Source organism: Amycolatopsis sp. NPDC000009, assembly GCF_055563465.1.
Genome location: NZ_JBVHDI010000001.1, coordinates 866,324 through 880,575, shown reverse-complemented (window position 1 = coordinate 880,575; position 14,252 = coordinate 866,324). Strand labels below are relative to the sequence as shown.

At 69.9% G+C, this 14,252-nt stretch carries 14 protein-coding genes; 5 read left to right on the top strand and 9 right to left on the bottom strand.

Features of this window, described 5'->3' with window-relative positions; all coding sequences use genetic code 11:
* Positions 1-153: 153 nt before the first annotated feature.
* From ACZ3HL_RS04440 to ACZ3HL_RS04430, 3 genes are all read right to left on the bottom strand, one after another.
* Positions 154-1,038 carry a lytic transglycosylase domain-containing protein gene (locus ACZ3HL_RS04440; protein ID WP_465412077.1) on the bottom strand — a complete coding sequence of 295 codons (885 nt, stop codon included), beginning with the start codon at positions 1,036-1,038 and terminating at the stop codon, positions 154-156.
* A gap of 132 nt (positions 1,039-1,170) precedes the next feature.
* Positions 1,171-1,653, bottom strand: a complete 483-nt coding sequence (locus ACZ3HL_RS04435; RefSeq protein ID WP_126734844.1) for a helix-turn-helix transcriptional regulator — start codon at positions 1,651-1,653, stop codon at positions 1,171-1,173.
* Positions 1,654-2,002: 349 nt separating this feature from the next.
* On the bottom strand, positions 2,003-2,158 hold the full coding sequence (locus tag ACZ3HL_RS04430; protein WP_162182762.1) for a hypothetical protein: 156 nt from the start codon (positions 2,156-2,158) through the stop codon (positions 2,003-2,005).
* A gap of 133 nt (positions 2,159-2,291) precedes the next feature.
* Here ACZ3HL_RS04430 and ACZ3HL_RS04425 point away from each other — a divergent pair, with 133 nt between their 5' ends.
* Together ACZ3HL_RS04425 and ACZ3HL_RS04420 are read left to right on the top strand one after the other, a co-directional pair.
* Complete coding sequence (locus ACZ3HL_RS04425; protein ID WP_465528737.1) at positions 2,292-3,077, top strand: crotonase/enoyl-CoA hydratase family protein; 786 nt, start codon at positions 2,292-2,294, stop codon at positions 3,075-3,077.
* Between the two features lie 64 nt (positions 3,078-3,141).
* The gene (locus ACZ3HL_RS04420) at positions 3,142-3,666 is read left to right on the top strand and encodes a GNAT family N-acetyltransferase (RefSeq protein WP_465412075.1); all 525 of its coding nucleotides are present in this window, start codon (positions 3,142-3,144) and stop codon (positions 3,664-3,666) included.
* On the opposite strand, the gene ACZ3HL_RS04415 is transcribed toward ACZ3HL_RS04420, so the two are convergent.
* Together ACZ3HL_RS04415 and ACZ3HL_RS04410 are read right to left on the bottom strand one after the other, a co-directional pair.
* The gene (locus ACZ3HL_RS04415) at positions 3,663-4,811 is read right to left on the bottom strand and encodes a CaiB/BaiF CoA transferase family protein (protein WP_037343411.1); all 1,149 of its coding nucleotides are present in this window, start codon (positions 4,809-4,811) and stop codon (positions 3,663-3,665) included. The two genes, ACZ3HL_RS04420 and ACZ3HL_RS04415, sit on opposite strands and share 4 nt — an antisense overlap.
* Before the next feature lie 26 nt (positions 4,812-4,837).
* On the bottom strand, positions 4,838-5,989 hold the full coding sequence (locus ACZ3HL_RS04410; RefSeq protein WP_125676677.1) for an acyl-CoA dehydrogenase family protein: 1,152 nt from the start codon (positions 5,987-5,989) through the stop codon (positions 4,838-4,840).
* A 104-nt stretch (positions 5,990-6,093) separates the two neighbouring features.
* Here ACZ3HL_RS04410 and ACZ3HL_RS04405 point away from each other — a divergent pair, with 104 nt between their 5' ends.
* The 3 genes from ACZ3HL_RS04405 to ACZ3HL_RS04395 all read left to right on the top strand — a co-directional run bounded on the left by ACZ3HL_RS04405 (position 6,094) and on the right by ACZ3HL_RS04395 (position 9,341).
* Positions 6,094-6,708 (top strand): TetR/AcrR family transcriptional regulator, encoded by a 615-nt coding sequence (locus ACZ3HL_RS04405; protein ID WP_465412074.1) that lies wholly within the window; start codon positions 6,094-6,096, stop codon positions 6,706-6,708.
* 103 nt (positions 6,709-6,811) lie between these two features.
* Complete coding sequence (locus ACZ3HL_RS04400) at positions 6,812-7,609, top strand: hypothetical protein (protein ID WP_465528735.1); 798 nt, start codon at positions 6,812-6,814, stop codon at positions 7,607-7,609.
* 118 nt (positions 7,610-7,727) lie between these two features.
* The gene (locus ACZ3HL_RS04395; protein WP_465528733.1) at positions 7,728-9,341 is read left to right on the top strand and encodes a succinic semialdehyde dehydrogenase; all 1,614 of its coding nucleotides are present in this window, start codon (positions 7,728-7,730) and stop codon (positions 9,339-9,341) included.
* 73 nt (positions 9,342-9,414) lie between these two features.
* On the opposite strand, the gene ACZ3HL_RS04390 is transcribed toward ACZ3HL_RS04395, so the two are convergent.
* From ACZ3HL_RS04390 to ACZ3HL_RS04375, 4 genes are all read right to left on the bottom strand, one after another.
* Positions 9,415-12,441, bottom strand: a complete 3,027-nt coding sequence (locus tag ACZ3HL_RS04390) for a helix-turn-helix transcriptional regulator (RefSeq protein WP_465412071.1) — start codon at positions 12,439-12,441, stop codon at positions 9,415-9,417.
* A 63-nt stretch (positions 12,442-12,504) separates the two neighbouring features.
* Complete coding sequence (locus tag ACZ3HL_RS04385) at positions 12,505-12,717, bottom strand: hypothetical protein (protein ID WP_465528731.1); 213 nt, start codon at positions 12,715-12,717, stop codon at positions 12,505-12,507.
* A gap of 160 nt (positions 12,718-12,877) precedes the next feature.
* Positions 12,878-13,087: a DUF397 domain-containing protein gene (locus ACZ3HL_RS04380; protein ID WP_125675531.1), complete on the bottom strand. Its 210-nt coding sequence runs from the start codon at positions 13,085-13,087 to the stop codon at positions 12,878-12,880.
* A 12-nt stretch (positions 13,088-13,099) separates the two neighbouring features.
* Positions 13,100-13,987, bottom strand: coding sequence for a helix-turn-helix domain-containing protein (locus tag ACZ3HL_RS04375; protein ID WP_465412069.1), 888 nt, complete (start codon positions 13,985-13,987; stop codon positions 13,100-13,102).
* Between the last annotated feature and the right edge of the window lie 265 nt (positions 13,988-14,252).

The window sequence follows — 14,252 nt, the reverse complement described above, 5'->3', positions numbered from 1 at the left end:
TTGCTTTAAAATAATTATCAGTTTTTTTTTTTTTTGCATTGTGCCCCCCCCCAAACGCCGGAAGTGGCCGCGCCCGGTACCGCCGTGGCGATCATGTCGCGAAAGTGGCTTTCGCGACATGACCTCCGCAGCTCCCAGCCAAGAAGAACAGTCTCAAGAGCGGGCGGCGACGGCCTTCGCATAGTCGTCCGCCAGCCCGAAGACCTTCTGCGCGTACTCGGTCGAGTTGTTGTACGACAGGATTCCCTGCCACCACCCCGAGGCGGCCGACATGTCGCGGTTGTTCACGCACAGGTACCGCGCCGCCGCCAGCGTCGCGTCGTCGATCTGCTGCGGGTCGCCGAGACCGTCGCGGTTGCCGTCGGCGGCGTACCGGCGCCAGGTGCTGGGGATGAACTGCATCGGGCCGACCGCGCGGTCGACGGCCGCGTCGCCGTCGAATTGGCCGCCGTCGGTGTCGCCGATCGCCTTCACCCCGGGCGATCCGTCGAGCGGGACACCGATGATCGGCTTCGACGGCCGTCCGTCCTGACCGAGGACGGCGCCGCCGTACTGGCCGTGGTTCGACTCGATCCGGCCGATACCGGCCAGCGTCGCCCACGAGATCTTGCAGTTCGGCTGCATCTGGCGCATCGCCAGTTCGGCGTTGCCGTAGGCGAGCAGCGCCCTGGCCGGGATGCCGGTGGCCTGGGCCGCCCGCTCGGTCCAGGCGGTCAGGGGGTCCTTGCCCGGTTTCGGCTGTGCCTGCTGGGGCGAGGTCTGCTGAGTCGCGCCGCCCGCGAGGGTGGCGTTGACCGGGGCGACCGAGCCGGGTTTGACGTCCGCCGCCTTGACCTGCAGCGCGGGGATCTCCATCGTCGTGGGACTCGCGACCGGGGCGGACGCCTTGGTCACCAGCCAGATCCCGCCCGCGGCGAGGCCGAGCACGGCCAGCACGATCACCAGCCTGCCGAGTACGGCGGCGCCCGCCCCGCGACGGCGCGGAGCGGGCGTGGCCGGGTCGGCGACGAGCTCGTCGTTTTCCGGGGTGGTGCGCACGAAGCGAGTCCTCCAGCATGGGCGGCGATCACGACCGATGCTCGAACTAACGAGCCCGCGCAGGTTAGCGTTACGCGGTCGCCGAGATCGCCCCTGCCACGCCGGTTCACCCGCGCGTGCGAGAAGTTCTCGTCAGGCGGACTTCTGCTGCCTCGCCAGCCGCGCCACGCACCAGGCCGGGGCGCTGCCGCGGCGGAGGTGCTGCAAAACGGTCATCGGGCCGAGACGGCGGCTCAGATCGGACGGGGCGAGCCCGGCCGCGCGGTAGTCGAGCGCACGCTGGTCGAGCGGGCTGATGCCGGCGTCCCACCAGGCTTCGGCCTCGGCGACGCCGCCCACCATCTGCCACCAGCCGGCGGCCGCGACGAGCAGGTCCTGCGGGACCTCCGGGAGACGACGGCGCATCGCGTCGAGGTAGCCGGGGTCGGCGGCCTCGACCGGCGCCCAGCGGCCCTGGCCGGACTGCTGACGCTGGCCGGGGATTCCGGGAGCCTGCCTCGGCACGTCGGCCAGCCACGCCGACGCGATCCGATCGGCTTCCTGCTCCTCGGGGGTCTGCTCACGCTCGGCCGCCCACTGCCGGATCAACGCATCGACTCCGGGATCTCCGGTCATCCCTGCCTCCTCATGATTCCCCGACTGACAAGTCCTGACTTACTTGCCCGGCTGGAAGTTCCGCTGCCCTGGGGCTTGCACCTGCGGAAACTCCTCGCCCAGGAGGCCGGCTCCGGCGCCTGGAGGACCAACCGATCACGCAATGTGAGCACCGTAGGGGCGCGGAGGTCTCTTCCGCCAGAGCTTCCCGGGCACGAATTCGTCGACCAGCGGGTTTTCGGGGGCAATCCACCCGGATGGTCGAGTCGCCCGACCGAAAGGCGAGACGGGTGACGCTGAGTGATAACGGCTGGTGGTCGCGCACGGCGATCACCGGCGCCACCAGGGCGCCGGTGGTCGTCGTGCGGGGTCAGGAGAAGAGGCTCCGGACGAACGTCACGATGGCTTCGGCGCCGGACCGGAGCCAGCCGAGCGCGGTGTGGACGGCGTCGGCGGATTGCGTCGGCCTGCTGATCAGAAAGAAGAGCACGAGCGCGACGACGGCGATGACAACGAATTTCTTCAAGCCGGGCGACATGGCTCCATCCCATCACACCGTAGTGTCCAGACGATGACTCCGCGCGCACTGCGGACTTTGTCACCACTTTAAGGAGAATCGGGCCCTGTTGCCCACCCGTATTCGCCTGAGGGAGCGATCGATGAGCGAAAACGTTCTCGTCCACCGGGACGGGCCGGTGACGACGATCACGCTGAACCGCCCCGGGTCGCGCAACGCCGTGGACGGACCGACCGCGGCCGCGCTGGCGGACGCGTTCCGCGCGTTCGACTCCGACGATGAGGCCGCGGTCGCCGTCCTCACCGGTTCGGGTGACGCCTTCTGCGCCGGAGCCGATCTGAAGGCCGTCGGCACCGGCCGCACCAACTCGCTCAGCCCGTCGGGTGACGGGCCGATGGGCCCGTCACGGATGACCCTGTCGAAGCCGGTGATCGCCGCGGTCCGCGGGCACGCCGTCGCGGGCGGGCTGGAGCTGGCGCTGTGGTGCGACCTGCGGGTCGCCGACACCACGGCCGTCTTCGGGGTCTTCTGCCGCCGCTGGGGCGTGCCGCTCATCGACGGCGGCACGGTGCGCCTCCCCCGGCTGATCGGGCATTCGCGGGCGATGGACCTGATCCTCACCGGCAGGCCGGTCGAGGCCGACGAGGCGCTCGCCATCGGGCTTGCGAACCGGGTCGTGCCGGACGGCGAGGCCCTGGCGGCCGCGCAAGCGCTGGCGCGCGAACTGGCCGCGTTCCCCCAGGCGTGCCTGCGTGCGGATCGCAAATCCGCGTACGGCCAGTACGGACTCACCGAAGACGAGGCGATGCGCGCGGAGTTCTCGAACGCGCTGATCGACGGCGGGCTCGCCGAGGAGGCCGTCGAAGGCGCCGGCCGGTTCAGTGGCGGCGCGGGGCGTCACGGCGAATTCGACGGCCCTCGGCCCTAATCCATCCATGCCCCCGCCACCACCCTCAACGGAGAAGCTTCGCTTCCTTGCCTAATCTCTGCGGATGACAGAAACCGGAGTCGCCCTCAGACCGGTGTCCGAAGACGACCTGCCGATGCTGGAAGCACTGACGAACGATCCGCGGGCCGCGGGCCCGTTCGAGTGGCACGGCTGGCACGACCCGCATTTCCTGCGCCGCCGCTGGGCCGAGACCGGCATGCTCGCGGCGGACAACGGGATGCTGATGATCGAGCTCGCCGGGCAGCGGCTCGGTTTCGTGTCCTGGCACAAGACCAGGACGGGCTCGACGTCGTACTGCTGGAACGCCGGGCTCGTCCTCATCCCGGAGGCACGCGGCCACGGCTACGGGACCGAGGCCCAGCGGCTGCTGGTCCGGTACCTTTTCGCGCACACGCAGATGAACCGGGTCGAAGCGTCGACGGAGGTCGACAACGTCGCCGAGCAGCGCTCCCTGGTGAAGGCGGGCTTCACCAGGGAGGGCGTGCTGCGCGGCTACGGGTTCCGGGACGGGGCCTGGCGTGACCACGTCCTCTATTCGGTGCTGCGGTCCGATCAGGACCCCGCCTAGGCGATGGTGCCCGCGGCCCGGAGCCGTTCGATCCCGTCGGCGTCCACGCCGAGTTCGGCGAGGACCTCGGCGGTGTCGCCGCCCTTGGGCCGCGGCGGTTCCGGCGTCTCGGCCGGCGTGCGGTCGAACCTCGGCGCCGGCGCGGGCTGCAGCATGCCGCCGACGTCGACGAACGTCTTGCGCGCGACGTTGTGCGGATGCGACGGAGCCTCCTTCGGGGAGAGCACCGCCGTCAGGCACGCGTCGGTGCCCTCGGCCTTCGCGACCAGCTCGTCGCGGGTGTGCTTCGCGACGGCTTCGGCGACGATCTTGCGCAGCTTCGGCCACTCGTTCTTGTCGACGTGGACCGGGGTCTCCTCGGGGTCGAGGCCGAGCACCTTCACCAGGTCGCCCCAGAACCGCATCTCGATCGCGCCGATGGCGACGTACTTTCCGTCGGCGGTCTCGTAGGTGTCGTAGAACGGCGCGCCGCCGTCGAGCATGTTCTCGCCGCGCCCACCGGACCACAGCCCGGAGTCCAGCAACCCGTGCAGGCTGGTGGTCAGCAGCGCCGCACCGTCCACCATGGACGCGTCGACCACCTGTCCCTTGCCGGACGTCTGCCGTTCGAACAGCGCCGCCAGCACACCCATCGCGAGCAGGAGGCCGCCGCCGCCGAAGTCGCCGACGAGGTTGAGCGGCACCACCGGCCGCTGCCCGGCGTGCCCGATGGGTTCGAGCGCGCCGGAGATGCCGATGTAGTTGATGTCGTGCCCGGCGACGGTCGCCAGCGGGCCGTCCTGGCCGTAGCCGGTCATCCGGCCGTAGACCAGCCGCGGGTTGCGGGCGTGGACCTGTTCCGGCCCGATGCCCATCCGCTCGGCGACGCCGGGACGGAAACCCTCGATGAGCACGTCGGCGTCGTCGGCGAGTTTCAGCACCAGTTCGACCCCCTCGGGGGTCTTGGTGTTGATCCCGATCGAGCGCCTGCCGCGGGCGAGCGGATCGTTCGGGAACCCGATGACGTCGTTGCCCGGTGTCGCCCGGTCGATCCGGACGACCTCCGCGCCGAGATCGGCGAGGATCGTGCAGGCGAACGGCGCCGGGGCGAGCCCGGCCAGTTCGACGACCTTGAGCCCGCTGAGCGGGCCGGCCTTTTTCGCCACGTCTTTCCTTCCTACGCCAACGGTTTCTACAGCGTGCGGGAGATGATTTCCTTCATGATCTCGCTGGTGCCGCCGAAGATGCGGGAGATCCGGATGTCGGCCCACGCGCGCGCGATCGGGTACTCGGTCATGTAGCCGTAGCCACCGAAGAGCTGCAGGCAGTCGTCGACGACCTTGTTGACCCGTTCGGTGGTCCACAGCTTCGCCATCGCCGCGCCCTGCACGTCGAGTTCCTTGCGCAGGTGCCGCTCGATGCACTGGTCGAGGAACGCGCGGGACACCGCGGCCTCGGTCGCGGCCTCGGCGAGCTTGAACTTCGTGTTCTGGAAGTTGTAGACCGGGCGGCCGAAGGCCTGGCGGTCCTTGGTGTAGGCGATGGTCTGGTCGATCGCGGCCTCCATCCCGGCGACCGCGGTGACGGCGATGATCAGCCGTTCCTGCGGGAGCTGCTGCATCAGCTGGATGAAGCCGAGGCCTTCCTGAGCGCCCAGGAGGTTGGCGACGGGAACGCGGACGTCGTCGAAGTTCAGCTCCGCGGTGTCCTGCCCCTTGAGGCCGATCTTGTCGAGGACGCGGCCGCGGCTGAAGCCCGGCGTGTCGGTCTCGACGGCGATCAGCGACACACCCTGCGCACCGGCCTCCGGGTCGGTCTTCACCGCGACCACGACGAGGTCGGCGTGGAAACCGTTGGTGATGAACGTCTTCGCGCCGTTGATCACGTAGTGGTCGCCGTCGCGGACCGCGCGGGTCTTGATGTTCTGCAGGTCGGAACCGGTGCCGGGCTCGGTCATCGCGACCGCGCCGACCATCTCGCCGGAGGCGAATTTCGGCAGCCACGCCTTCTTCTGCTCCTCGTTCGCGTACTCGAGGATGTAGTGCGCGACGATTCCATTGTGGACGGTGACGCCCCACGCGCTGTCACCGGAGCGGGCCTGCTCTTCGTAGAGCACGGCCTCGTGGGCGAACGTGCCGCCGCCACCGCCGTACTCCTCCGGGATGGACAGGGCCAGCAGGCCCACCTCGCCCGCCTTCGTCCACAGCTCGCGGTCGACCTTCTTCTCGGCCGCCCAGCGCTCCTGGTTCGGCACGAGTTCCTTCTGGCAGAAGGTCCGGGCGAGGTCCCGGAGGTCTTCGAGCTCCGTCGTGCTCCACGAACTCTTCTGGATCTGCAAGGGCACGGCCAACGCCTCCTGATCGGACCTGGAAAACATGACGCTTAGGATGTAAGTTCCATTCGGAATGTACATCCGTACCGAGCTGCACGTAAAGGGGGCAGGATCCGGTGAGTGTGCTCGGCAAGACCCACCGCACTCAGGCCGAGCGGCGCGAGCAGACCCGCACCGCACTGCTCGACGCGACCATCGACTGCCTGGTCGACCTCGGCTACGCGCGCACCTCGGTCCAGGAGATCTGCTCCCGCGCCGGCGTCTCGAAGGGCGCCGTGCAGCATCACTTCTCCGCGAAGGCCGAGCTCATGGCGGCCGCCGTCGAACATCTCACGGAGAAATTGCGCGGGCGTCTCGCGGCGTCGATCACGGCACTCCCCGGCGGCGCCTCGGGGGTCGCGGCGGCGATCGACCTGCTGTGGGAGGGCTATTCCGGCACGCTGTCCACGGCGGCCACGGAACTGTGGGTCGCGGCGCGCACCGACCCCGAACTCCGCGAGGCGATCCGCCCGGTCGACCGGGCACTGGGCCGTTCGACGTTGGAGCACATCACCGCGGTCGCCGGTGATCTGCCGAAGGACCGCGCGGAGATCCTCTTCTGGCTGACCGTGAACCTCACGCGCGGGCTGGCGCTGGACGCCGAACTCGGCGGCGATCCGAAGCGGCGCCGGCAACTGCTCGACGAATGGAAACGCGTCGCGGTCATGTTGTACGAGGACAGCTCCGCGTAGCACGCGCGAAAGTCCTTGACCAGAGCACAGCTGACACTTATCCCGTCGGCCGATCCGTGGTGGAATTCCTTGCTGGACAACAGAACCGGCCGAGGAGTCGACCATGAACGCGCCGCATCAGCAGCCGTACCAACCGACTGGCCCGTTCGGCGCAATACCGCCGGCCGCCGCCCCGCGCCCGCCGTCCGACGTGCGGCTCCCCCGCCTTTTCGCCGCGATGATGGGGGTTTTCGCCGGCCTGCTGGTCCTCATCGCGACTTTTCTCCCGCAGTCGACGTACGAGCAGGTCTCCGACGGCAAGACGGTGTCGAAATTCGCCGAGACCGGCTGGACGCGGACCTTCGACATCGAACCGTCGGCGGAGGAGAAGGAGTTCTACGACAAGACGCATGTCGCCCGCTACGGCATCCCGCTGTCCGCCGCCGCGCTGACCCTGTTCGCCGGGGCCGCGGTGGGTTTCGCCGCGTACCAGCGCGATTCGCGTTCACCCGCCGCGACGACGTCGAGGACGCTGCTCATCGCGGGCGGAGCGGGGACCGCGGCCTGCGTCTGGATGCTCGGCATGGACATCTCGGCGAGCCTGAGCTTCGGGCAGGACACCGGCCGGTTCGTCTCGCGTTATGGGACAGGGAGCGGATTCTGGATCCTGCTCGCCGGCGGGCTCGTGGCGTTGCTCACGATCGGGCTGGCGGTCGTGGCCAACCGCCGTGAGCCGGCGCCGCCCCGGCAGGCCCCTTACCCGGTCGCCTACACCCCTTACCCGCCCGGCGTTCCTCCGCAGCAGTATCAGCAGGCCTACGAGCCGCCGTCGCCCCCGACGCCACCCGCGGGATCCGCTTTGCAGCAGCAGGACATTCTGCGACCGTCCCCGGACAATCCGCCTCAGCCGGGCAATACATGAAACCGATTCACATCAGCGGTGGACAGTCTCCATACCGGCGGTATGCTGTACTCGTCGGTAACACCTGGGCTCTGCGTGGCGCCTCCGGGCTCCGCGCGCGGCATGGAACGGAGACGGCATGACGAGCACGACACCGGCGAGTGCGGGCCACCACACCGAAGGACCGGCCACCATCGGCGACGTCCCCGGCGCCCCGGCCGCGGCCAGGGCGGAACGGCTCGTGCGGCGGGTCGTGGGCGGGGCGGATTCCGCGCCGGTCCAGATGCGGGCGCCGTTCACCGGGCAGCCGATCGCGACGCTGCCCCAAGCCACCGACGCCGACGTCCGAGCCGTGTTCGACCAGGCGCGGGAGGCTCAGCGCGCGTGGGCCGAGCGACCGGTCGAAGACCGCCAGCGCATCCTGATCCGCCTGCACGACCTGGTGCTGAAGCGGCAGGAAGAGGCGCTCGACCTCGTGCAGATCGAGGCGGGCAAGGCAAGGATGGACGCCTTCGACGAGGTCAGCGCCACCGCCCTCGTCGCCGCCTACTACGGCAAGCACAGCGCGAAGATCCTCTCCCCGCGTCGCGCCGCCGGGCTGATCCCGGTGCTGACGAAGGTCGGCGAGATCCGGCACCCCAAGGGCGTCGTCGGGATCATCTCGCCGTGGAACTACCCGCTCGCGCTGACCGCGATGGACGTCCTCCCCGCGCTCGCGGCGGGTAACACCGTCGTGCAGAAGCCGGACAACCAGACCGCGCTTTCGGCGCTGTGGCTGCAGGAGGTCGCCGAGGAGGCCGGGCTGCCCGCCGGTGTCTGGCAGATCGTGCTCGGCCGGGGTTCGCGGATCGGTGACGCGCTGGTCGAGGAGTCGGACTATCTCTGCTTCACCGGCTCCACGCCCACGGGCAAGGGTCTCGCCGCGAAGGTGGCGGAGCGGCTGACGAGCTACTCGCTGGAACTCGGCGGCAAGAACCCGATGATCGTGCTGCCCGACGCGGACATCGCCAAGACCGCGACCGGCGCGGTGACCGCGTGCTTCTCCTCCGCCGGGCAGCTGTGCGTCTCGGTCGAGCGCATCTACGTCCACGAGTCGATCCGCGAGGAGTTCACCCGCGCCTTCGTCGCCAAGACCGCCGCGCTGCGGCTGGGCGGCGCCCTGGACTACCAGGCGCAGATGGGATCTTTGACCTCCGAAGCCCAGCTGGAGACGGTGTCGGCGCACGTCGAGGACGCCCGGTCCAAGGGCGCGAAGGTGCTCACCGGCGGCAAGGCCCGGCCCGACCTCGGCCCGCTGTTCTACGAGCCGACCGTGCTCACCGACGTCACCGAAGACGTCAAGCTGTTCGCCGAAGAGACCTTCGGGCCGGTCGTGTCGATCTACGGCTACACCGACGTCACCGACGCGATCGAACGCGCCAACGACACGCAGTTCGGGCTGAACGCGAGCGTGTGGTCGCGCAACGGCCGGGCGGGCTGGGAGGTCGCGGCGCGGCTGAAGGCCGGGACGGTCAACGTCAACGAGGGCTTCGCGGCGACCTTCGGGACCGTGGGGCTGCCGATGGGCGGGATGAAGGAGTCCGGCGTCGGACGGCGCAACGGCGCCGAAGGCCTGCTCAAGTACACCGAGGCGCAGGCGATCGCGGTGCAGCGCGGGATGCCGCTGCGCCCCGGCCGCGGAATCCCCCCGAAGCTTTGGGCCCGGGGTCTCAGCACCGGCCTGAAAGCCCTCCGCCGCCTCCCGCGCCGCTGAGCACCCTCCGCATTTCGTCCTCTGAATGCGGTACTTGCACACGCAAGGATCGCATTCAGAGGACGAAACGCGGTCAGGGCGAAGAGGTGGGCGCGGCCAGGAGGCCCCGGTCGTAGGCGATCGCGACGGCCTCGGCCCGGCGGCTCGCGCCGAGTTTCGCCATCACGCGCGAAAGGTGGACGCTCACCGTCTTCTCGCTGATGTACAGCTCCTCGCCGACCTGCCGGTTGGTGCGGCCGAGCGCGACGCGCTCCAGCACGTCGCGTTCCCGGTCGGTGAGCGGATCGACGACGTCACGGCGCGCCGGCATGGCCTCCCCGGGAAGCTCGACGCGCGCCCGATGGCTGAGCTCCCGGACGGCTTCGCGCAGCGGGCAGGCGCCCAGCCGATCGGCCACCGCGTGCGCGGCCAGCAACTCCGACGTGGCGAGCGCGGTGTCGCCGTCCGAAGCCAGCAGGGATTTCGCGTGCTGCAGACGGCACATGGCCTGCTCGTACACCGCGCCGTACCCGAACGCCTCGACCGCCTTCGCCCATAGCGCCGGATCCCCGGCGCCACGCAGGCAGCTGCCGAGCGCCTCCAGCCGGGCGAGCCACGCCAGCGCTTCCGGACCCAGCGTCACTGAACGCGGGATGCCGTGTTCGGCGCAGTGGCGGCCGTGGGCGAGGAACTTCTCCCCCGATGCCACCGCGGCCTCGGCCGTCGCGAGATCACCGCGGACCCGTGCTTCGGCCGCCTGGGCGACGGCCGCCGTGAGACCGTGCACGCTGATCCGGATCCCGCCGAGCACGGCGGGTTCGATCTCTTCGAGCCAGTCGATCAGCTCGTGCGCCTGCCGCACCGCGCCCGCGTGGTCGCCTCGCCACGACGCGAGCTGGATCGCGGCGTCGGCGGACGCGAGCGCGATCGAGTAGTCCGCGCTCCAGTGCTGCCGGAGGCTGGGCAGGATCTTGTCCGCGTCCGCGAACCGGCCCCTTCCGACGACGAACTGCGCCCAGATGCTCAGGAACCGCCCGGCGACGACACTCGAAACACCGCGGCCCGCGCGGCCGGCGTCGTCGTCTTCCGGCCAATCGCCGCTGACGTACCGCAGCGTGAGGTGCTTGGTCCGCAGCTCGATGCCGAACGAGCTCCAGGTCAGGCCGGTCTCCTTGGCCCGCTTGATGCCCTTGGCGTAGTACTTCAGCGCGGAATGGATCTCGGCCCTGTCGTCGTAGCTCAGCCCGAGGAAGTGCAGAGCCCGCAGTTCGCCGTTGAGCGCGCCGGAATCCCTGGCCTTCCGCTCGGCTTCGCGCAGCCGCTCCCGCGCCTCCTCGACGTCGCCCGCCGAATCGGCCAGCGTGCCGAGCGAGACCAGCGCCGCCGCCTCCGCCCCGCCCGCGCCGACGGCCCTGGCGTCGGCGACCGCGGCCAGCGCGCACTGCAGCGCTTCGTCGTGCCTGTCGATCAGCCGCAGGATCCCGGCGCGGGTGGCGAGCACCCAGGCGCGCGCGGAACTCGCTTCGGTGTGTTCGACCAGCTTCCATGCCTTGTCGATCGCCTCGACGACCTCGTCGATCGTGCCGTCGACCGACAGCAGCGCCTCGGCGTGCCGTCGCCAGACCTTGGCGGCCCGCTCGCTGCCGGTGTCCGGGCCCAACGCCTCGGTCGCGGACCGCGAATAGGCGACCGCGCGCTCCGGCTCCCCCGACGTGCTCGCGAAATACGAGGCCTCGTGCAGGAGGCGGAGCTCGTCGACGTCCGGCGGCCGGTCCGCCGCGGGTACGGCGTCCCAGATGGACAGTGCCTGCTCGACGTGCCGCAGCGCGGAACCGGGCGCGCCGAGCTTCTCGGCCTCGTCCATCGCGCGCAGCAACGCGGCCAGCGCGGTGACGAAGTCCTTGCTCTCCATGCTGTGGTGCGCGAGCCGCGCGTCCTGGCCACGGCCCTGTGCCCGGTCTCGGATGCGGGCCGCGTACGCCGCGTGCATGCGCACCCGCTCGCCGGGCAGCAGGTCGCCGTACACCGCTTCCTGCAGCAGCGCGTGGCGGAAGGTGTAGAAACCGTTCTCGATCACCAGCACGTGATGCTGCACGGCCTCGCGCAGCGCCTCGTCGAGTTCGAGCTCGTCCAGCCCGGAGATCTCGGCGAGCGCGGCGTGCGCCACCGCGTCCTTGGCGACCGAGACCACGCGCAGCACCCGGCGCGTGATCTGGGAAAGCTGCTCGACCCTGGCGAGGAGTACTTCGGCCAGCCCGGCGGGGAGCTCGCGGCAGTCCTTCGCGGACGCGAGCAGCTCCTCGACGAAGAACGGATTGCCTTCGGACCGGGTGACGATGTCGGCGATCAGGTCCTGGCCGATCGGCTCGTCGGCCAGCGCCTCGACGAAGGCGCGCGCGTCCTCGGCGCCGAACGGCTTGACCTCGACCCGTTCGACGGCGCCCAGCCGCACCACCTCGGACAACACCGCCCGGAGCGGATGCCGCCGGTGGACGTCCTCCTCGCGATAGCTCGCCACCACCAGCAACCGCTGGGTGCGCAGCCTGGTCAGCAGGAAGGACAGGAGGTTCCGGGTGGAGCCGTCGGCCCAGTGCAGATCCTCCAGGAGGATCACCACGGGCCGGCGCTGCGCGATGACGGTCAGCACCCCCAGTACCGCGTCGAACAGCTGGAGCTGGCCGAGGTCCCGTTCGGGCCCGAGGCGTTGCGTCGACACGCGTTCGCTCGCGGTGAGCTGACCGTCTTCGATGGCGGGGTAGTCCTCCGCCTGCTGCATCTGCGGGAGCAGCCTGCCCAGCGCCGGCCGGGCCCGGACCGCGGCGGTGACCGCGGGATCGGAGGTCGTCGCCAGCGGCGCCAGCGCCTCGGCGAACGGAAGATAAGGAAGACCGCCCTCATGGACGTCGATACAGCGCCCGGTGAGCACCAGGGCGCCCGCGCCGGCGGTGTACTCGCCGAGCGCGGTCAGGAGGCGGGTCTTGCCGACGCCGGCGTCTCCGGAGAGCAGCACCGCGCCGGCCTCGCCCCGTTCTGCACGGGCGAAGGCGGCGCGGAGCTGCCGCATCTCCTGAGTGCGGGCGACGATCGGGATTCCGGAGCCAAGACGGGGCACGAGGTGCATTCTTGCCTACCGGACCGACAACTTCGCCTGTGTTTTCGCCGAGAGCTTCATCGCACTCGACCTCTACCGGGTGACGTCGCCGCTGCGGGCGGGCGCCTGCCGGGCTTCGCGGCGCTCCTGAGCGGGCACCTGGACTTCGGCGCGGTGCGCGCGGATCCGCTTGCCTGCCCGGCGGGCCCGGTCGACCCAAACGCTGCGGCCCGCTCGCTGGAGCTCTTCGCGGCGGTACTCGACCTCGGCCAGTACCCCGGTGAGCAGAGCGTCGTTCGTGTTCATCTTTTCCCCTTAGGAACTCACTGCCTTGTTGGTAGTGACGAGATTCGTCCTGAGGGGTGCCTCGCGGCATCGGGTGATCACCTACACCCGGACGTGATTCGACCCCTTACGCCGGCCCATCCCCTGCTCGGGGGGCGTAAGGGGTCGAGTTCGAAGGTCTCTAGTCGTGAGCGGGGCCACTCGTGCGCACGGCGCCGAGCAGCCCGCGCCAAGCCTGCGGCGAGAGACGGAAGGCGCCTCCCTCGGGGTCCTTGGAGTCCCTCAGCGCGGCACCGGAACCGGTGAAGGCGACCTCGACGCAGTCGTTGCCGCCCCCGCTGTGGCTGCTCTTGAACCACCGGGCCTGGGAAAGATCATCGTTGGGCGTCATGCTCCCCACTCCTTACTTTGTTTCCAGGGACTTCTCCGGAAGAGCCGCCTGCTCGGCGAATCGTCCGGCGGCCTCGGCGATCACCTCGACCGAGTCGTCCGGCTTCAACGCGGCGGCACGCAGATGGTCGAACATCAACGCGTATCGCCGGACGTCCGGGGGTTCCTCCAGGTAGAGCCCGCTGGAGGTGCTGTCGACGTAGACCACGTCGGTGTCGGCCAGTTCGGGGAAGCCCATGATGAGGAACGGACCCTCCATCCCGGGATGGGCACCCGCGCCGAACGGCACGATCTGGACGGTCACGTTCGCCCTCCCCGCCATGGTGACCATCCGGTACAGCTGTTCCGCCATGACCTCCGGGCCGTCGACCACGCGGTGCAGGACCGCTTCGTCGATCACGGCCCAGTACTCCGGCGGCGACGGATCGGTCAGCAGTTCCTGCCGCGCCATCCTCGCCGCCACCCGGCGCCTGATCTCGGCGTCCTCGGCGTCGGGACGCATCGCCCTGATCACGGCCTTGGCGTACCGCTCGGTCTGCAACAGGCCCGGCACCAGCAGCGCCTGGAACGCCCGCAGCGAACTCGCGTCCGCCTCCAACCCGACGAAGGTGCCGGTGAACACCTCGTTGTACGCGTGCCACCAGCCGCGTTTGCGGGCTTCCCTGGCGAGCTGGACGAGCGCCTCCTGCTCGTCGCCCGCGATGCCGTACAGCTCGAGCATGTCGCGTGCGTCGCGCGGGGTGACGCCGACGTGCCCCGTCTCGATGCGGCTGACCTTCGAGGCCGAGCATTCGAGCTTTTCACTCACCTCGTCGATGGTGAGGTCGGCCGCCTCTCGCAACCGCCTCAGCTCGCTCGCCAGCCGACGGCGGCGCACGGTGGGTCCCTGACCCCTCGTCATCACGGCACCTCCACAAGCTGTCCGAGCAACACCGATCGCGACACCGCGGAGAACAGTGTTCAGGAACCCCGCACGAAGCACATCTAACCAGCCCGAGACACATTCGGTGAGATGGTCACACGACCATTTTCACCCACGCGTCGATTTTCATCCTGCAATTTGCAGATTGCCGTTGTAGGTTGAGCATTGTGCAACGCGGTACGCCCGCCCTGACCGGCGACGGCGGATCCACTCGCGGCACGGGCGCGGGGCCGCGAGCTGCACC

Coding starts and splice junctions, on each gene's coding strand:
- ACZ3HL_RS04400 (WP_465528735.1), top strand. CDS start 6,812: ATGAACGCGCCGCATCAGCAGCCGTACCAACCGACTGGCCCGTTCGGC.
- ACZ3HL_RS04385 (WP_465528731.1), bottom strand. CDS start 12,717: ATGAACACGAACGACGCTCTGCTCACCGGGGTACTGGCCGAGGTCGAG.
- ACZ3HL_RS04435 (WP_126734844.1), bottom strand. CDS start 1,653: ATGACCGGAGATCCCGGAGTCGATGCGTTGATCCGGCAGTGGGCGGCC.
- ACZ3HL_RS04425 (WP_465528737.1), top strand. CDS start 2,292: ATGAGCGAAAACGTTCTCGTCCACCGGGACGGGCCGGTGACGACGATC.
- ACZ3HL_RS04420 (WP_465412075.1), top strand. CDS start 3,142: ATGACAGAAACCGGAGTCGCCCTCAGACCGGTGTCCGAAGACGACCTG.
- ACZ3HL_RS04395 (WP_465528733.1), top strand. CDS start 7,728: ATGACGAGCACGACACCGGCGAGTGCGGGCCACCACACCGAAGGACCG.
- ACZ3HL_RS04390 (WP_465412071.1), bottom strand. CDS start 12,441: ATGCACCTCGTGCCCCGTCTTGGCTCCGGAATCCCGATCGTCGCCCGC.
- ACZ3HL_RS04380 (WP_125675531.1), bottom strand. CDS start 13,087: ATGACGCCCAACGATGATCTTTCCCAGGCCCGGTGGTTCAAGAGCAGC.
- ACZ3HL_RS04375 (WP_465412069.1), bottom strand. CDS start 13,987: ATGACGAGGGGTCAGGGACCCACCGTGCGCCGCCGTCGGCTGGCGAGC.